General features: G+C 65.7%; 15 protein-coding genes. 4 read left to right on the top strand and 11 right to left on the bottom strand.

All coding sequences use genetic code 11. The annotated features are described in order from the left end of the window. From GGD63_RS09810 to ald, 10 genes are all read right to left on the bottom strand, one after another. Positions 1 to 927, bottom strand: coding sequence for a Gfo/Idh/MocA family protein (locus GGD63_RS09810; RefSeq protein ID WP_183241237.1), 927 nt, complete (start codon positions 925 to 927; stop codon positions 1 to 3). Further along, the gene (locus GGD63_RS09805) at positions 924 to 1,700 is read right to left on the bottom strand and encodes a FadR/GntR family transcriptional regulator (RefSeq protein ID WP_183241235.1); all 777 of its coding nucleotides are present in this window, start codon (positions 1,698 to 1,700) and stop codon (positions 924 to 926) included. The genes GGD63_RS09810 and GGD63_RS09805 overlap by 4 nt, the downstream gene beginning before the upstream one ends. Next, positions 1,697 to 2,677 carry a galactofuranose ABC transporter, permease protein YjfF gene (yjfF, locus tag GGD63_RS09800; protein ID WP_183241233.1) on the bottom strand — a complete coding sequence of 327 codons (981 nt, stop codon included), beginning with the start codon at positions 2,675 to 2,677 and terminating at the stop codon, positions 1,697 to 1,699. Before yjfF ends, GGD63_RS09805 begins: the two co-directional genes overlap by 4 nt. Next, on the bottom strand, positions 2,674 to 3,666 hold the full coding sequence (locus GGD63_RS09795; RefSeq protein ID WP_183241231.1) for an ABC transporter permease: 993 nt from the start codon (positions 3,664 to 3,666) through the stop codon (positions 2,674 to 2,676). The genes yjfF and GGD63_RS09795 overlap by 4 nt, the downstream gene beginning before the upstream one ends. Beyond that, the gene (locus GGD63_RS09790) at positions 3,663 to 5,207 is read right to left on the bottom strand and encodes a sugar ABC transporter ATP-binding protein (protein ID WP_183241229.1); all 1,545 of its coding nucleotides are present in this window, start codon (positions 5,205 to 5,207) and stop codon (positions 3,663 to 3,665) included. Before GGD63_RS09790 ends, GGD63_RS09795 begins: the two co-directional genes overlap by 4 nt. A gap of 114 nt (positions 5,208 to 5,321) precedes the next feature. Next, positions 5,322 to 6,287 (bottom strand): galactofuranose ABC transporter, galactofuranose-binding protein YtfQ, encoded by a 966-nt coding sequence (gene ytfQ / locus GGD63_RS09785; RefSeq protein ID WP_183241227.1) that lies wholly within the window; start codon positions 6,285 to 6,287, stop codon positions 5,322 to 5,324. Between the two features lie 475 nt (positions 6,288 to 6,762). Next, positions 6,763 to 7,935 carry a fumarylacetoacetate hydrolase family protein gene (locus GGD63_RS09780; RefSeq protein WP_183241226.1) on the bottom strand — a complete coding sequence of 391 codons (1,173 nt, stop codon included), beginning with the start codon at positions 7,933 to 7,935 and terminating at the stop codon, positions 6,763 to 6,765. 97 nt (positions 7,936 to 8,032) lie between these two features. Then, the gene (locus tag GGD63_RS09775; protein WP_183241224.1) at positions 8,033 to 9,091 is read right to left on the bottom strand and encodes a putative sulfate exporter family transporter; all 1,059 of its coding nucleotides are present in this window, start codon (positions 9,089 to 9,091) and stop codon (positions 8,033 to 8,035) included. Between the two features lie 110 nt (positions 9,092 to 9,201). Further along, the gene (locus GGD63_RS09770; RefSeq protein WP_018647704.1) at positions 9,202 to 9,420 is read right to left on the bottom strand and encodes a hypothetical protein; all 219 of its coding nucleotides are present in this window, start codon (positions 9,418 to 9,420) and stop codon (positions 9,202 to 9,204) included. Between the two features lie 312 nt (positions 9,421 to 9,732). Then, complete coding sequence (gene ald, locus GGD63_RS09765; RefSeq protein WP_183241223.1) at positions 9,733 to 10,848, bottom strand: alanine dehydrogenase; 1,116 nt, start codon at positions 10,846 to 10,848, stop codon at positions 9,733 to 9,735. A 143-nt stretch (positions 10,849 to 10,991) separates the two neighbouring features. Between ald and GGD63_RS09760 the strand changes: the two genes are divergently transcribed. The 3 genes from GGD63_RS09760 to GGD63_RS09750 all read left to right on the top strand — a co-directional run bounded on the left by GGD63_RS09760 (position 10,992) and on the right by GGD63_RS09750 (position 14,513). Further along, positions 10,992 to 11,471 carry an Lrp/AsnC family transcriptional regulator gene (locus tag GGD63_RS09760; protein ID WP_183241221.1) on the top strand — a complete coding sequence of 160 codons (480 nt, stop codon included), beginning with the start codon at positions 10,992 to 10,994 and terminating at the stop codon, positions 11,469 to 11,471. 105 nt (positions 11,472 to 11,576) lie between these two features. Next, on the top strand, positions 11,577 to 13,934 hold the full coding sequence (locus GGD63_RS09755; protein ID WP_183241219.1) for an Orn/Lys/Arg decarboxylase N-terminal domain-containing protein: 2,358 nt from the start codon (positions 11,577 to 11,579) through the stop codon (positions 13,932 to 13,934). A gap of 6 nt (positions 13,935 to 13,940) precedes the next feature. Next, entirely contained in the window at positions 13,941 to 14,513 is a 573-nt protein-coding gene (locus tag GGD63_RS09750) for a GNAT family N-acetyltransferase (protein ID WP_183241217.1), read from the top strand. Positions 14,514 to 14,516: 3 nt separating this feature from the next. Here the strand turns inward: GGD63_RS09750 and GGD63_RS09745 are convergent, their stop codons facing one another. Then, positions 14,517 to 14,729: a hypothetical protein gene (locus GGD63_RS09745; protein ID WP_183241215.1), complete on the bottom strand. Its 213-nt coding sequence runs from the start codon at positions 14,727 to 14,729 to the stop codon at positions 14,517 to 14,519. A 162-nt stretch (positions 14,730 to 14,891) separates the two neighbouring features. On the opposite strand from GGD63_RS09745, the gene GGD63_RS09740 reads away from it, so the two are divergent. After that, entirely contained in the window at positions 14,892 to 15,833 is a 942-nt protein-coding gene (locus tag GGD63_RS09740; RefSeq protein WP_183241213.1) for an ornithine cyclodeaminase family protein, read from the top strand. The last annotated feature ends 72 nt before the right edge of the window (positions 15,834 to 15,905 follow it).

The raw sequence follows: 15,905 nt of genomic DNA, 5'->3' as shown, positions 1-15,905 counted from the left end.
TCAGTCCACAAACGGTTCGACGATCGTGCGCTTGCCGAGCAGAAAAGCGTCGGCGACGAGACGCAGCGGCGCCAGATCGACGTCGCTCGCGCCTGATGCGGCCAGCTTGACGAAGCGCTGGTACAGCTCGCGATATTCCTGATCGGGTGCCTCGGCAATGGCCTTGCCGTCGACGGCCATCCGCCGGCCGCCGTCAGACAATGTCATCCGGCCCTGATCGGTTTCCGCGACGATATCCCAGCTCTGCGGGCCGGTCTGCCGGAAGTCGAATTCGGCGGTGATGGGCAGGCCGTTGATGTCAGTCAGGTTCAGGTTCGCGGCGATCGGCCCCTGGCAATTGGCGGGAAAGGCGAGCTCGGCCGCGGTGACGAACACGGGCTGCGGCAGGATGCGGGTCAGGATCGAAAGAGCGTTGATGCCGGGATCGAACACGCCGAGGCCACCGGGTTCCCAGATCCAGGCCTGGCCCGGATGCCAGACGCGGACGTCTTCCTTCCAGTTGATGTGCACGGATTTGATCCGGCGGCTCGCCAGCCACTCGCGGGCCGGCTCGACCGCCGGTGCATGGCGCGAATGCCAGGTCGCAAACAGCGTTCGCCCGGCATCGGTCGCCATCGCGATCAGCGGATCGAGCTCGGCAACGCCGGTGCCCGGCGGCTTCTCCAGCATGACGTGCTTGCCGGCGGCGAGCGCGGTGGCGGCCTGGGCGCGGCGCACCTGCGGCGGTGTGCAGAGCGAGACGGCGTCGATCGGCGGACCTTTTTCCAGCAGCTCCTCGATGGTGGCGAAATGCGGCAGCGCCGGCAGCGAAGCGTTGCGGCTGGCAACGGCCGCGAGCGTTGCGCCCGGTGTCGCCGCGATCGCGCCCACATGCTGGTCGCGCGCGATCTTGCCGAAGCCGACGATGGCGATGCGAAGGTCTGTCACGCTTGTTCTCCAGTATCCGCTGACGGCAGCGGCTCGGCCGGGGCGGTCTCGATCACCGTGCCCTCGTGGCGGCGCATGCCGTTGTGAATGACGTAGACCATGGCCTCGGACGCTGCATCCGCGTCACCCGCGGCGATGGCATCGACGATCTTCTGGTGCCAGAGCAGCACGGTGTCGCGGTCCTCCGGCTCGACCGGGGCGCTGAGCAGGAACGAGGCGCGCAACGCCGCCTCGATGACATGCCCGATCGAGCGCATGAACAGATTGCCGGAGGCGCGCGCCACGCCAACGTGAAGCGCGAGATCAGCATCGGCAAACCCGACCGAGTCGGAGGCTTCATGCCGCATGCGATCCATGCAGCGGCGGAGCTCGGCGACGTCCTCCTCGGACCGCTGTACTGCGGCGAGCATCGCCGCGCGCGGCTCGACCGCGAGACGTATCTCGGCGAGGTCGTTGAGGAAACGCTTGTCGATGCCGGCGTCGAGGTGCCAGGCCAGCACATCCGCGTCGAACATGTTCCAGGCGCCGCGCTCGCGCACGACGGTGCCGACCCGCGCCTTGGTGGTGAGCAGGCCTTTGGCAACCAGCGTCTTCACGCTCTCGCGCAGCACCGGCCGCGACACGCCGAACATCGCGATCATCTCGGCATCGCCCGGCAGGCGCGTACCTTCCGCATAGTGGCCGGCGATGATGTCGACGCCGATCGAACGGGCAACTTCCGCATGGTTGGAATGGGCCCGCCGGGTCGGGATGAAGACGATGCGCGAGGTCATGACGCCGCTCCCACACGTTTCGCCACTGGCCGGCGCGCCAGCGCGACCAGCCCCTGCTGAAGCGCGATGAAGGCGAACAGTAGCACGCCGGTCGCGATCTTGGTCCACCAGCTCGACAGCGTCCCGTCGAAATTGATGTAGGTCTGGATCAGGCCCTGGATCAATACGCCGAGGAAAGTGCCGATCACCGAGCCCTGCCCGCCCGTGAGCAGCGTGCCGCCGATCACGACGGCGGCGATGCTGTCGAGCTCGACGCCGACCGCGGAGAGCGAATAGCCGGCGCTGGTGTAGAAGGAGAAGACGATGCCGGCGATCCCCGCGAGCAGGCTCGACAGCATGTATATCTTGATCGTCATCTTGCCAACGGCAACGCCCATCAGGCTCGCGGTGGTCCGGCTGCCGCCGAGCGCATAGACGTTGGCGCCGAACCGCGTCAGATGCAGCAGCAAGGCGCCGCCGATCACGATCACGAGCATGATGATTGCGATCGCCGTCAATCGTCCGCCGCCGGGCATGCGCAAGGCAAAGTCCGACACGGTGGAATAGATCGGCGCGGTGATCGGCACCGATTCCGTCGAAAGCAGGAAGCTTGCGCCGCGGGCGAGGAACATCCCTGCGAGCGTGACGATGAAGGGCGGCAAATCAAAGACGTGGATGACCGCGCCCATCGCCGCGCCGAAGGCCGCCGACAGAGCGAGGATGGCGACGAAGGCGACCAGCGGCGGCACGCCCCAGCGCTCGATCGCCAGCGCGACGAAGACGGTGGTGAATCCGATCACCGAGCCGACCGAGAGGTCGATGCCGCCGGAGATGATGACGAAGGTCATGCCGGTCGCGACGATGCCGAGGAAGGCATTGTCGGTGAGAAGATTGCCGACCACGCGGGTGGAGGCGATGTTGGGGAATTGCATGGCGCAGAGCGCAAAGCCCGCGACGAGCACGATGGCCGTGATCAGGACGGGCGGCAGGCCTTTCATGCTTTGGTCCTCCGCAGCCGCGCGGCGATCCCGGCGAGACCAGAGAATTTCGGCGATTGCAGCAGCAGCACCGCGAGCACCACCACCGCCTTGACCAGCAGGTTGAACTCCGGCGGATAGCCCGACAGCAAAATGCCGGTGTTCATGGTCTGGATGATCAGCGCACCCAGCACGGCGAGGACGAGACTGAAGCGGCCGCCGAACAGCGAGGTGCCGCCGATCACCACGGCGAGGATCGCATCGAGCTCGAGCCAGAGGCCGGAATTGTTGGCGTCCGCACCCATGATGTCGGCCGCGGCGATCACGCCGGCGAGCGCGGCGCAGACGCCGCACCAGACATAGACCGAAAGGATCATGGCGCGCGTCCCGACGCCTGCGAGCTCGCTCGCGCGCGCATTGCCGCCGGTCGCCTCGATCAGGAGCCCGAGCGCCGAGCCGCGCACCACCGCGCCGGTGAGGAGTAGCATACCCAGGGCAATCACGACCGGCACCGGCAGGCCGAGCACCGAGCCATTGCCGAGCCAGACCAGATCCGGCGAGGAGAACGTCACGATGCGCCCCTCGGTGATGAGCTGGGCGATACCGCGCCCCGCCACCATCAGGATCAGCGTCGCCACAATCGGCTGCATGCCGAGCACGGCGACGAGAAAGCCGTTCCACAGGCCGCAGACGAGGCCGGCGCCGAGCGCGGCCGCCAGCACGATCGGGAGCCCGTGACTGTCAGCGAGGCTCGCCGCGATCGCGCCGCAGATCGCCATGACCGCGCCGACCGAGAGGTCGATGCCGCGCGTCGCGATCACCAGCACCATGCCGAGTGAGAGCAGCGCCACCGGCGTGCCGCGGTTGAGCACGTCGATCAGGCTGCCGAACAGCCGGCCGTCCTGGAGGCGCAGGTCGAAGAATTGCGGCGACACCAGGCGATCGACCGCGAGGATGACGATCAGCGCCAGGATCTGGGCGAGGCCGCGGCGCGGCAGCAGCGCTGTCATGCGTGGCCCTCGTGCGCTGCGCCGCCGCCATCGGCTGCGATGGCGGCGAGAATATTGCCGACGTCGATCGCCTCGCCCGCGAGTTCCTCGACATGGGCGCGATCGCGCAGCACAACGACGCGGTCGGAATAGGTCACGATCTCATCGAGCTCGGAGGAGATCACGAGCAGCGAAAGCCCGTCATCGCAGAGCTCGCGGATCAGGCGGATGATTTCGGCATGCGCGCCGACGTCGATGCCGCGGGTCGGCTCGTCCAGCACCAGAAGCCGCGGCGAGGTCGCAAGCCAGCGCGCCAGCAGCACCTTTTGCTGGTTGCCGCCGGAGAGCAGGCCGACGGGACGCTCCGGATCGGGCGGACGGATGTCGAGCATCTTGATGTAGCGGCGCGCGATCTCGTCCTGCTCGCGGCGCGACAATGGCCGATGCAGGCCGCGCTTGGCCTGCAGCGCGAGCACGATGTTCTCGCGCACGCTGAGCTCGGCGACAATGCCGTCGGTCTTGCGCTCCTCCGGGCAATAGCCAAAACCGTGGCGGACGCCGTCGCGCGGCGACTGCAACCGGACGGCTGCGCCCTCCACCCTCGCCTGCCCGCGATCGGCGCGCTCGGCGCCGAACACCAGCCGCGCCGTTTCGGTGCGGCCTGAGCCGAGCAGCCCGGCAAGGCCGACGACCTCGCCATGGCGGAGCTCGAGACTGAAGGGCGCGACATAGCCGGCCTTGCCGTAGTTCTCGAAGCTCGCACAGACCTCGCGGGCCTGATGCTCGCGCGTCGCCGCCCGCGCGCTGGTGGTTTCCGCGAGCTCGCGGCCGAGCATCATTCGGATCAGTTCGAGCCGCGGCAGCGAGGCGGTCTCGCGTTCGCCGACGAGGCGGCCGTTGCGCAAGGCCGTGATGCGGTCGGAGATCTCGTAGACCTGGTCGAGGAAGTGGCTGACGAAGACGATGCCGATGCCGCGCCCTGCGAGCTTGCGCATGATGCCGAAGAGAATCTCGACCTCATGGCGGTCGAGGCTCGCGGTCGGCTCGTCCAGGATCAGCACGCGGGCGGAGAGATCCACGGCTCGCGCAATCGCGGTGACGTGCTGGATGGCGACGGAATAGTTGCCGAGCGGTGCGGCGACGTCGATGTCGAGGCCGAAATCCGCAAGCAGCGCCGTGGCGCGACGGCGCATCTCACCCTCGCGCACGATGCCGAAGCGCATCGGCTGGCGGTCGAGGAACAGGTTCTGCGCCACCGACAGGTTCGGCAGCAGATTGACCTCCTGATAGACGGTGGCGATGCCGGCCTGGAGCGCAGCCTTGGCCGAGCGCGGCGCGACCTCTTCGCCGCCGAGCCTGACAATGCCGGCATCGCGAGCGAACACGCCGGTGACGACCTTGATCAGCGTGGACTTGCCGGCGCCGTTCTCGCCGAGCAGAGCATGGATCTCGCCCGCGCGCAGCGTGAAGTCGACCTCCTGCAACGCACGGACGGCGCCAAAGCTCTTGCTGATCCCGCGCACCTCCAGCAGCGGCAGAGCAGGATCAAGGCTGTTTTCCATCCCGACGTCACTCCCACCGGCGCCCGCAAATGATGCGGACACCAAGCCTATTCGTTCGCGCAGCGGTTTCGAAGGGGGTGCCGGACCGCAAGGCGCGGTCCGGCGAAGCCCGCCTCAGTAACCGAGGCCCTTCTTGCTGTCGTAGATCTTCTGCGGATCGTCGGCAGCGGTATAGAGCTTCGACTCGGTCTGGATCCATTTCGGCGGCACCGTGCCCTTGTCCTTGAAGGCCGCGATGGCATCGAGCGCGGGGCCGGCCATGTTCGGCGTCAGTTCGACGGTGGCGTTGGCTTCGCCGGCGGCCATCGCCTTGAAGATGTCGGGTACCGCGTCGATCGAGACGGTGAGAATCTCCTTGCCGGGCTTGAGGCCGGCTTCCTTCATCGCCTGGATCGCGCCGACCATCATGTCGTCGTTGTGGGCATAGACCGCGCAGATCGACTTGCCGCCACCTTCGGCCTTGATGAAGCTCTCCATCACCTCCTTGCCCTTGGCGCGGGTGAAATCGCCGGTCTGGCTGCGCACCACCTTCAGGTTCGGATGTTTGGCGATCGCAGTGTCAAAGCCCTTCTTGCGGTTGGCAGCGACGCTGGCGCCGACCGTGCCCTGCAATTCGACGATGTTGCAGGCCTTAGTTCCGACCGTCTTCGCCAGCCAGTCGCCGGCGACCTCGCCTTCATGCACGCTGTCGGAGGTGACGGCGGTGAGATAGAGCTCCTTACCGGAAGGATCGATGTCGCGGTCGAGCAGCACGACCGGGATCTTTGCCTCCTTGGCTTCCTTCAGCACCGAATCCCAGCCGGTCGAGACCACGGGGGCGAGGAAGATCGCATCGACGTTCTGCGCGATGAAGGAGCGGATCGCCTTGATCTGGTTCTCCTGCTTCTGCTGGGCGTCGGCGATCTTGAGATTGACCTGGCGCTTGGTGGCCTCCTGCTTGGAGACCGACGTCTCGGCCGCGCGCCAGCCGGATTCCGATCCGATCTGCGAAAAGCCGATCGTGAGCTGGCCGGCACTGGCCGGCAGCGCGAGCAGCAAGGCGGCCATGGCGCTGGCCGCAGAGAGGGCTTTAGGGGTCATCAGGCGTGTCTCCCAAGATGTTTATCCGTGGCGCAGATTGGTAGCATGGCACCCACAGGCCGGCCTCTGGGGCGGCGGGAGGGACTATTTCATGGAAGATGGGTTCCGACTAGTCATATTATTTGACTATTTGGAGGAAAACGCACGTCGCCGACGACGGGCGGTTCTATGACACGCCAAGCGCGATTTTGTTCCGGCGATGCAACGGGGAGATGAAGGGAATATGCGACGGTTGGGACCGCAGGGACAATGACAGATAGAGGCGCAACCTCTCCTCCTCGTCATTGCGAGCGCAGCGAAGCAATCCAGAGATCTTTCCGCGGAGGGACTCTGGATTGCTTCGCTGCGCTCGCAATGACGGCGTGGAGAGAGTTCTGCGTATATCGGGCAAGGCGTCTCGTGGAGAGTCCCCCTCACCCGGAATTTGCCTTCGCAAACTCCGGCCTCTCCCCGCGAGCGGGGAGAGGCGAAGAAGCTAAATCAGCTTCCGCTGCGCCAGATTCTTCATCAGCGCGCCGATGCCGAACGTCCAGGGCTCGCACTCGTCGCTGGCGCGCATGCGGTTGACGAGCTTGCCGAGCTGGGGCGCCGAGATGGTGACGATGTCGTCGCGCTTGTGGGTGAACCCCTGTCCCGGCGCGTCGCGATCCTTCACGGGGGCGAACATGGTGCCGAGGAAGAGAACGAAGCCATCGGGGTATTGATGGATCTTGCCGATCGTCTGCGCCACGAGATCGGTCGGATCGCGGCTGATCTTGCTGATCGAGGAATGGCCGTCGAGGACGAAGCCGTCCGTGCCCGTCACGTTCAGGCTGATGTCCAGCTTGCGCGCATCGTCGAGCGTGAAGCTGTCGTCGAACAGCCGCAGCAGCGGACCGATCGCGCAGGATGCGTTGTTGTCCTTGGCCTTCGACAGCAGCAGCGCCGAACGGCCCTCGAAGTCGCGCAGGTTGACGTCGTTGCCCAGCGCGCCGCCGACGATCTTGCCGCGGCTCGAGACGAACAGCACGAGCTCGGGCTCGGGATTGTTCCAGGTCGATTTCGGATGCAGGCCGGCATCCATGCCGGTGCCGACCGAGGACATGGTCGGCGCCTTGGTGAAGACCTCGGCGTCCGGGCCGATGCCGACCTCGAGATACTGGCTCCAGGCGTTCTGGTCGATCAGCACCTGCTTCAGGTGCATCGCCTGGTCCGAGCCCGGCTTGAGCTTTGACAAATCGTCGCCGATCAGCCGCGTCACCTCTTTGCGGATCGCTTCGGCCGAGGCCGGATTGCCCTTGGCCCGTTCCTCGATGACGCGCTCCAGCATCGAGATTGCGAAGGTGACGCCGGCGGCTTTCAGCGTCTGGAGATCGACGGGCGCGAGCAACCACGGCTTCTTGGGATCACGACCGTCGGGCGCGGTGTTGGCGACAATGGCTTCGAGATCGCCGATGCGCTCGCCCTTGGTTGCAGCCAGCGCCTTGGCGGGATTGTCCTCCTCGCACAGCGCGCTGATGGTCGGGAATTTCGCGGTGACGTCGAACACGCCGTCGCCGCGCACGGCGACAACGGCCGGACCGTTCACCTGCGGCAGCCAGACTCGGCCGACCAGCGTTCCCTTCGCTCCATCCTCGGGGAGAAGGTCTTTAACGGACAGTGTCGTCATGGCCGGCGTCCTCGCTGTTTCCAGGGATCAGCCGCAGCCGATCACATTGGCGAAAACCAATAAACGTCTGGCGGGGGAAGTCCAGAGAGCGCGTCCCTCACTTGAACCAGTGCACCAGCGCGATGCTGATGCCGAGCAGCAGCATCAGCGACAGCGTCACGGCTGCCGTCACCCGGCCGCCGACATTGGCGAGCACGCGCACATCGACGCCAAGGCCCAGCGCTGCCATCGACACCACCGTGAGAAAGCTCGTGATCTTCGTCACCGGGCCAACCACCGTGGCCGGCACGATCTCGAGCGACCGCAGGGTCGCGAGCGCAAGGAAGCCGAGAATGAACCAGGGGACCAGGCGGAAGAAACCGACGCTGGTCTTCTTGGCATCGGCCTGCCAGCGCGAGGCGACCAGCGACAGGCTGACGACGACCGGCCCCAGCATCAAGACGCGCATCAGCTTCACCAGCGTGCCGATCTGCGTCGAGACGAGGCCTGCCGGGACGGTCGCCGCAAGCACCTGTGGCACCGCGTAAACGGTGAGACCGGCGAGGATGCCGTATTGTGTGGCGGACAGCTGCAGCAACGGGATCAGCAGCGGCAGGCCCAGTACCATCATCACGCCGAGGATCGCGGTGAAGGAGATCGAGGACGCAATCTCGTCGTTGGTGGCGCCGATGATCGGCGCCACGGCGGCGATCGCGGAATTGCCGCAGATCGAGTTGCCGCAGGCGATCAGGATCGACAGCCGTGTCGGCAGGCCGAGCAGCCGGCTGAGGCCGAAGGAGACGCAGAGCGCGACCACAACGACCGCGGCAACGGAGGCGAGCAGCGCAATGCCTGAAGCCGCGATCGCGGCGAAGCTGATGGAGGCCCCGAGCAGCATCACCGCGACTTCGAGCAGCTGCTTGGCGCTGAAGGCGATGCCGGCCTGCCAGCGCGGGGCCGGCTTCCAGAAGCTGCGCACGGCCATGCCGAGCAGGATCGCCATTACCAGCGCCTCGATATAGGGATGCTGGAACACGCCCAGTTCCGCCCGTTCCAGCAGGGCCGACACACCGGCAACGAGAATGCAGAGGAGAATGCCCGGAATCAGCGCCGCAATGCGGCTGACGGCGGTGGCCGGCTTGGAATCGGCCGGGCTGGATGCTTGATTCTGCGACACAAATCTCTCCCGGAGGAGAAGGATTTATACGCAGCGCGCCCCGATTGGGAAATATGTTTTCGACATATCAGGGCCGAGGGAAGTTCTATCCTCAGCCCGGAATAAACGGCTCAGAAGATCAGGCTTTTCGCCAGCGAGGCGACGCGGCTGAAGCCGTCATAGATGCCCGGCTCGAAGAAGGCCGCACGCGCGAGCACGATGCCCGCCACCAGCGACCAGAACAGCGTCGTGCCGGCCCGCAGCAGGAGCTTTGAGGCGCGCGATTTCGGCTGGGCGTCCGTTGCGGACACCAGCTGCTCGCCAAAGGGCTCAAATGCGGTGCGTTCCATAGCTGCCGATCCATCAATTTCTGGCAGAAATGTCGTCGTTTCGGCCTCAAACAGCAATGGAAGCGATTGGCATTTTTACCCTCGTAAGGGGAAACTCCTTCCTCCCGACGATGCCGCGGCAATAGTTTTCTTCTTCCGGCCTATTTGGACACTGGCGGTGCGGGCTACAGGGCCAGATAACGCCGCCGGATTGCGTCATTGGCCTTAGGTCGTGATCGGTTAATCGCGCCACGCTGATCGCGCCACCTTCTCCCGCAAGCAAGGGGAGAAGGAAGAAAGCACCGCTTCGCGCGAGCGAGCATAGACCGCGCCCTACGCCGCCAGTCCGCTCCCCACCGGAGCAAACTCCAGCCCCAGACTCTCCGCCACCGCCTTGTTGGTGATACGGCCGCGATGGACGTTCAGCCCGTTGCGCAGATGCGGGTTCTCCAGCACGGCGGCAAAGCCCTTGTTTGCGAGCATCAGACCAAACGGCAGCGTCGCATTGTTCAGCGCCTGGCTCGAGGTCACCGGCACCGCGCCCGGCATGTTAGCGACGCAGTAATGCACGACGCCGTCGACCTCGTAGGTCGGCTCCGCGTGCGTGGTCGGGTGCGAGGTCTCGAAGCAGCCGCCCTGGTCGATTGCGACATCGACCAGCACCGCGCCGGGGCGCATCGATTTGAGCATCGCGCGCGTGACCAGCTTCGGCGCACTAGCGCCCGGCACCAGCACCGCGCCGATCACGACGTCGGCGGCGAACACCTCCTCCTCGACCGACTCGATCGTCGAAAAGCGCGTCCGCACGCGTCCCATAAAGAGATCATCGAGCTGCCGAAGCCGGGGTATGGAGCGATCGATCACGGTGACCTCGGCGCCAAGGCCCGCGGCCATGCGCGCGGCCTGCGTTCCCACCACGCCGCCGCCGAGCACCACGACGCGCGCCGGCTGCACGCCGGGAACGCCGCCAAGCAACAGACCACGGCCGCCGGCCGACCGCTTGAGCGCAGCGCCGGCTGCCTCGATGGCGAGGCGGCCGGCGACTTCGCTCATCGGCGCGAGCAGGGGGAGGTGGCCGGCCGCGTCGGTGACGGTTTCATAGGCGATCGCGGTGCAGCCGGAGGCGAGCAGGCCCTTGGCCTGTTCGGGATCCGGCGCAAGATGGAGGTAAGTAAACAGGATCTGGCTTTCACGGAGCTGAGCCCATTCGCTTCGCTGCGGCTCCTTCACCTTCACGATCATGTCGGATTTGGCGAAGATATCGCGGGCGCTGTCGGCGATCGCAGCCCCTGCCCGCCGATAGACCTCGTCGGACGCGCCAATGCCGCTGCCGGCGCCGGTCTCGACCGTCACCTGGTGCCCGGCGGCGACATATTCACGGACCGCGCCCGGCGTCAGCCCGACGCGATATTCCTGCACCTTGATCTCACTGGGAACACCGACGTGCATCTTCCGCTCCTTCGCCAACAAATTGATTCCATTGTTGATCGTAGCGAGAGGGCCGGTTTGGTTTCGTGCAAATATCCGGTAGTTTGGCTGCGGCCGCGCCGGTTTCCGGCGCGCAAACATCCTTTCACGCTGGAAACAAAACTTTGGCCCTGGACCGGAAAGACCTCGCCATCCTCGCGGAACTCACGACCAACGCGCGGGCCAGCCACACCGAGCTCGCCAACAAGGTCGGGCTGTCGAGTACCGCGCTGGCGCGGCGGCAGAAGGCGCTGGAGGACGACGGCTACATCCAGGCCTACCAGGCCGCGCTCGACCTGACGCAGTTCGGCCTCACCACGACCGTGCTGGTGCGCATCGCGCTGGAGAGCCAGAGCGACGAGGCGCTGAAGGCGTTCGAGGCGGAAGTGGGGAAGTGCCCCTCCGTCGTGCGCTGCTTCCTGATGTCGGGCACCGACGATTACATCCTGATCGTGCTCGCCCGCGACATCCAGGATTTCGAGCGCATTCACCGCACCGAGCTGTCGCGCCTGCCGCGCGTCGCGCGGGTGCAATCGAGCTTCGCGCTGCGCGAGGTGGTCAACCGCGCGGTGCCGACCGTGGTGTTCGGCGAAGCGAAGCGGTAACCGCCCTCTCCCTTCGCGAATGCGCGGAGGCGATCGGGCCTTACTGTCATCCAACTGTCATCGAATGTGCCGAGAGCTGTGTCCCTGGCACATTCGGGACGCACCATGGACTATTTCAAGCGCTTCAACTTCCTGTTCGCAGCACCCATGTTCGACGCCGACGACCTCGAGGGCGTCCGCTTCAATCAGATCATCGAGGAGATCCAGCGCTCCGGCTTCGAGGTGGTCCGGGCTCGCAAGCTGGAGGACGCCGAGATGGCGGTGCAGACCGATGCCGCGATCGGCTGCATGGTGGTGGACTGGGGCAAGAAGGGGCTGGAGGGCAAGACCTCGGCGCTGATCAATTTGATGCGCCGGCGCGGCCTCGACTTCCCGATCATCCTCCTGATCCGGCGCAAGCGGTTCGAGGACCTGCCGGTCGAGGTGCTCGACTTCATCGACGGCTATGTCTTCCTGTCCGAGGAGACGCCGCCCTTCATCGCCAAGAACCTGATCAGCCGTCTCAAGCAATATGCCGAGACGCTGAAGACGCCGTTCTTCGGCGCCCTCGTCGACTATGCCGAGGAAGGCAACCAGCTCTGGACCTGCCCGGGTCACAATGGCGGCGTGTTCTACAATCGCAGCCCGATCGGGCGCGTGTTCGTCGAGCACCTCGGCGAATCCGTGTTCCGCGACGATCTCGACAATTCCGTGCTCGACCTCGGCGACCTCCTCACCCATGAGGGCCCGGCGCTGAAGGCGCAGAAGGAAGCAGCGGCGATCTTCGGCGCGGAAAAGACCTATTTCGTGCTCAACGGCACCTCGACCTCGAACAAGGTCGCGCTCGGCGCCCTCGTCACCGACGGCGATCTCGTGCTGTTCGACCGCAACAACCACAAGGCCGCCCATCACGGCGCGCTGATGATCAATGGCGGCATCCCGGTCTATGTCCCGACCGTCCGCAACGCCTGGGGCCTGATCGGGCCGATGCGCTGGGACATGATGGACGAAAGAGCTCTGCGCGAGGCGATCCGAAACCATCCCCTCGTGAAGGACCGCGACGCCTGGCGCCAGGAGCGGCCGTTCCGCGTCGCCGTGGTCGAGCAGTGCACCTATGACGGCTCGATCCACAGTGCCGAGATGATCATCAAGCGCATCGGCCATCTCTGCGACTACATCCTGTTCGACGAGGCCTGGGCCGGCTTCATGAAATTCCACCCGCTCTATGCCGGCCGCTTCGCCATGGGACTTGCCAATCTCTCTCCGGAAGCCCCGGGCATCATCGCGACACAGTCGACCCACAAGCAGCTCGCGAGCTTTTCGCAGGCCTCCCAGATCCACATCAAGGACCGCCACATCCGCGGCCAGAAGCGGCGCGTCGAGCACCGCCGCTTCAACGAAAGCTTCATGCAGCACGCCTCGACCTCGCCCTTCTACCCGCTGTTCGCCTCGCTCGACGTCGGCGCGCAGATGATGAAGGGCCGCTCCGGCGAAGTGCTGTGGGACGACACGATCCGCCTTGGCATCGAGCTGCGCAAGAAGGTCCGTGCGATGCGCCGGGAGTTCGAGGAGAAGGAGCAAAATCCGGATCGCCGCTGGTTCTTCGAGCCCTTCGTTCCCGATCGCGTCGCCATTGCCGATGTCAGCCGCCCCGGCACGGCGCATAACGTCGCCTGGGAGACCCTCTCCACCGACGAGCTCGCGACCAATCCCGCGCTGTGGCAGCTCTCTCCTGATACCAACTGGCACGGCTTTCCCGATCTCGCGGAAGGCTTTGCCATGACCGATCCGAACAAGCTGACCTTGCTCACGCCCGGATTCGACCGCGCCACCGGCGCCTATGCCGAGCACGGCATTCCCGCGCCGGTCGTCGCGCAATATCTGCGCGAGAACCGCATCGTCGCTGAGAAGAACGACCTCAACTCCCTGCTCTTCCTGCTCACCCCCGGCGTCGAGGCAAGCAAGGCCGGCACGCTGATCTCCGGCCTCGTCGCGTTCAAGAGGCTGCATGACGACAATGCGCTGCTGGCCGACGCGATCCCGGAATTTTATCAGCGGCGGCAGACGCGCTATGCCGGTGTGCGCCTGCGCGACCTCTGCGGCGACATGCACCGCTTCTTCCGCGCCGCCGACGTCAGCGCGCTCCAGGCCCGGCAGTTCACGCCCGAGCACATGCCCGAGATCGCGATGTCGCCCCGCGATGCCGCGCGCTATCTGTTCCGCAACGACGTCGACTACCTTCCGATCGAGGCGATCGCGGGCCGCATCGCCACCACGCCCTTCGTGGTCTATCCGCCCGGCATCGCCACCATCGTGCCCGGCGAGCGGCTGACGGAACGGGCCAAGCCGATGGTGGATTATCTCAAGATGTTCGAGACCTGCTTCAACACCTTCCCGGGCTTCGACGTCGAGATCCAGGGCGTCTACAAGGAGATCGATGCTCAGGGGCGCATCGGGCTCTACACTTACGTCGTTGCCGAGTAGGTGCCGATGAACGAAACAGCCGCGCGCGCGAGTGACGAACCCGTCCTGGTCAGGCCGTCACGCGAGAGCGATGTCGAGGCGATGCTGGCGATCTACCGCCATCACGTCCGCAATGGCGTGCCGCGCGATGTCGAGGGAACCGGTGCGCCGGAGCCTGATGACTTGCGCGACCGCCGCAAGAATCTGAAACAGACCCGCCTGCCGCATCTGGTCGCGACCTATCGCGGCGAGGTCGTCGGCTATGCCTATGCCGTCCTGTTCCGCAAGCGCCCGGCCTATCGCTATACGGCCAAGCATTCGATCTACGTCCACCACGCGCATCTCGGCCGCGGGGTCGGACGGCTTCTGCTCCAGGAATTGATCGATGCCTGCGCGGCGGCCGGCTTTCGCCAGATGATAGGCTATATCGACGCCGACAATGCGCCCTCGCTGGCGCTGCACGAGAAGTTCGGCTTCGCGCGCGCCGGCCTGCTCGGCGGCGTCGCCTATCGCCACGGCCGCTGGTCCGACACTGTCATGGTGCAGCGGTCGCTCGGCGCGGGAACGACGGCGCCCCCGGTCACGGTGCCGGGCCGGTAGACCTCATGACGGAAAGTCGGCCGGTCTCACATGAATGCGGTCGGCATGCAGCGACCAGTGATGCAACGCCTGGTCCTTGCAGAACCTCGCCTTCGCCTGTTCCCTAGCCTCGTCCTCGTCGGCGGCGTCGATCTCGAGCGTGCCCTGACAGACCTCGCATTGCCGGCCGTACTCGCCAAGCACGTCCTTCATGAACTTGACGACAAAAGTAGACATGGGACCTCCTGCGCCCCCCGGCAGCACTCTAATCCCATTTAGGCCGGACGGGGGAAGGAGATTTTGACGCGGATCAAGACCGGGCAGTTCTGACCGAAGATTCGTTGCGGAACCCAACGGGCGGGTTTATGGGCAAGTGCCGATCGCCATGAGGATTTTGCCTTGCACTTTGTCTCCGATACCGAAGTCACGAAAGTTCTGACGTTTCCGATCCTCATCGCAGTCCTGGAGGAAGCGCATCGCCGGCCGAAGATGGAGGTTCTTGACGCCTTCCTTGGCGACGAGAAAGGGCAATACGTCATCCGCAGCGCGGTCGATCCCGGCCGTTACATGGCCAGCAAGATGTTCACCAGCTTTCCGGCCAATCTGGCCGAAGGCAAGATGCCGGCGGTACAGGCCGTGTGCGTGCTGTTCGACGGCACCAATGGGCGGCCGCTGGCGGCGATGGACGGCACCGAAATCACGCACTGGCGCACCGCGGCGGACTCCGCGCTGGGCACGAAACTGCTCGCCCCGCCCAATCCCGAGACCCTTCTTTGCGTCGGCGCCGGCGAGATGTCCGAGTGGCTGATCCGGGGCCATCGCACCGTGCGGACGTCGCTGCAACGCGTGCTGGTCTGGAATCGAAGCCCGGACCGGGCAGATGATCTCGCCAGGCGCCTGGCGGCCGACGGCGTGAAGGCGGAGACGGTCACGGACCTCGACGCCGCGACGCGCGAGGCCGACATCATCACCACCTGCACCCGCGCGCATCAGCCGTTGATCAAGGGCCGCAATTTGCGGCCGGGCACGCATCTGGACCTCGTCGGCGGCTACACGCCGCAAACCCGCGAGGCTGACGACGAGGCCGCCAAGCGCTCGCGCGTCTTCGTGGACCGGCGGGAATCCGCCTTCCATGGCGTCGGCGACATCCTGCAGCCGATCGCAAGCGGTGCGATCAGCGAGGCGGATGTCCTCGGCGACCTCTACGACCTCGCTGGCGGCCGCGTGCAGGGGCGAACGTCACCGTCAGACATCACGTTTTTCAAGAACGCCGGCGGCGGTCATCTCGACCTCATGACCTGCGAGGCCGTGTTCCGGCAGCTCGGCGCAAAGCTGGTGTAGACGCCCTACCCCGGCGTTATGCCGGTGGAGGCCAACGGGAGGGATGCCGGCAAGACAGGGCCGGCATCAGCC

Origin of the sequence: Bradyrhizobium sp. cir1, assembly GCF_014198245.1 — a bacterium.
Taxonomy (GTDB): Bacteria; Pseudomonadota; Alphaproteobacteria; order Rhizobiales; family Xanthobacteraceae; genus Bradyrhizobium.
This window is presented reverse-complemented; position numbering and strand designations above follow the sequence as displayed.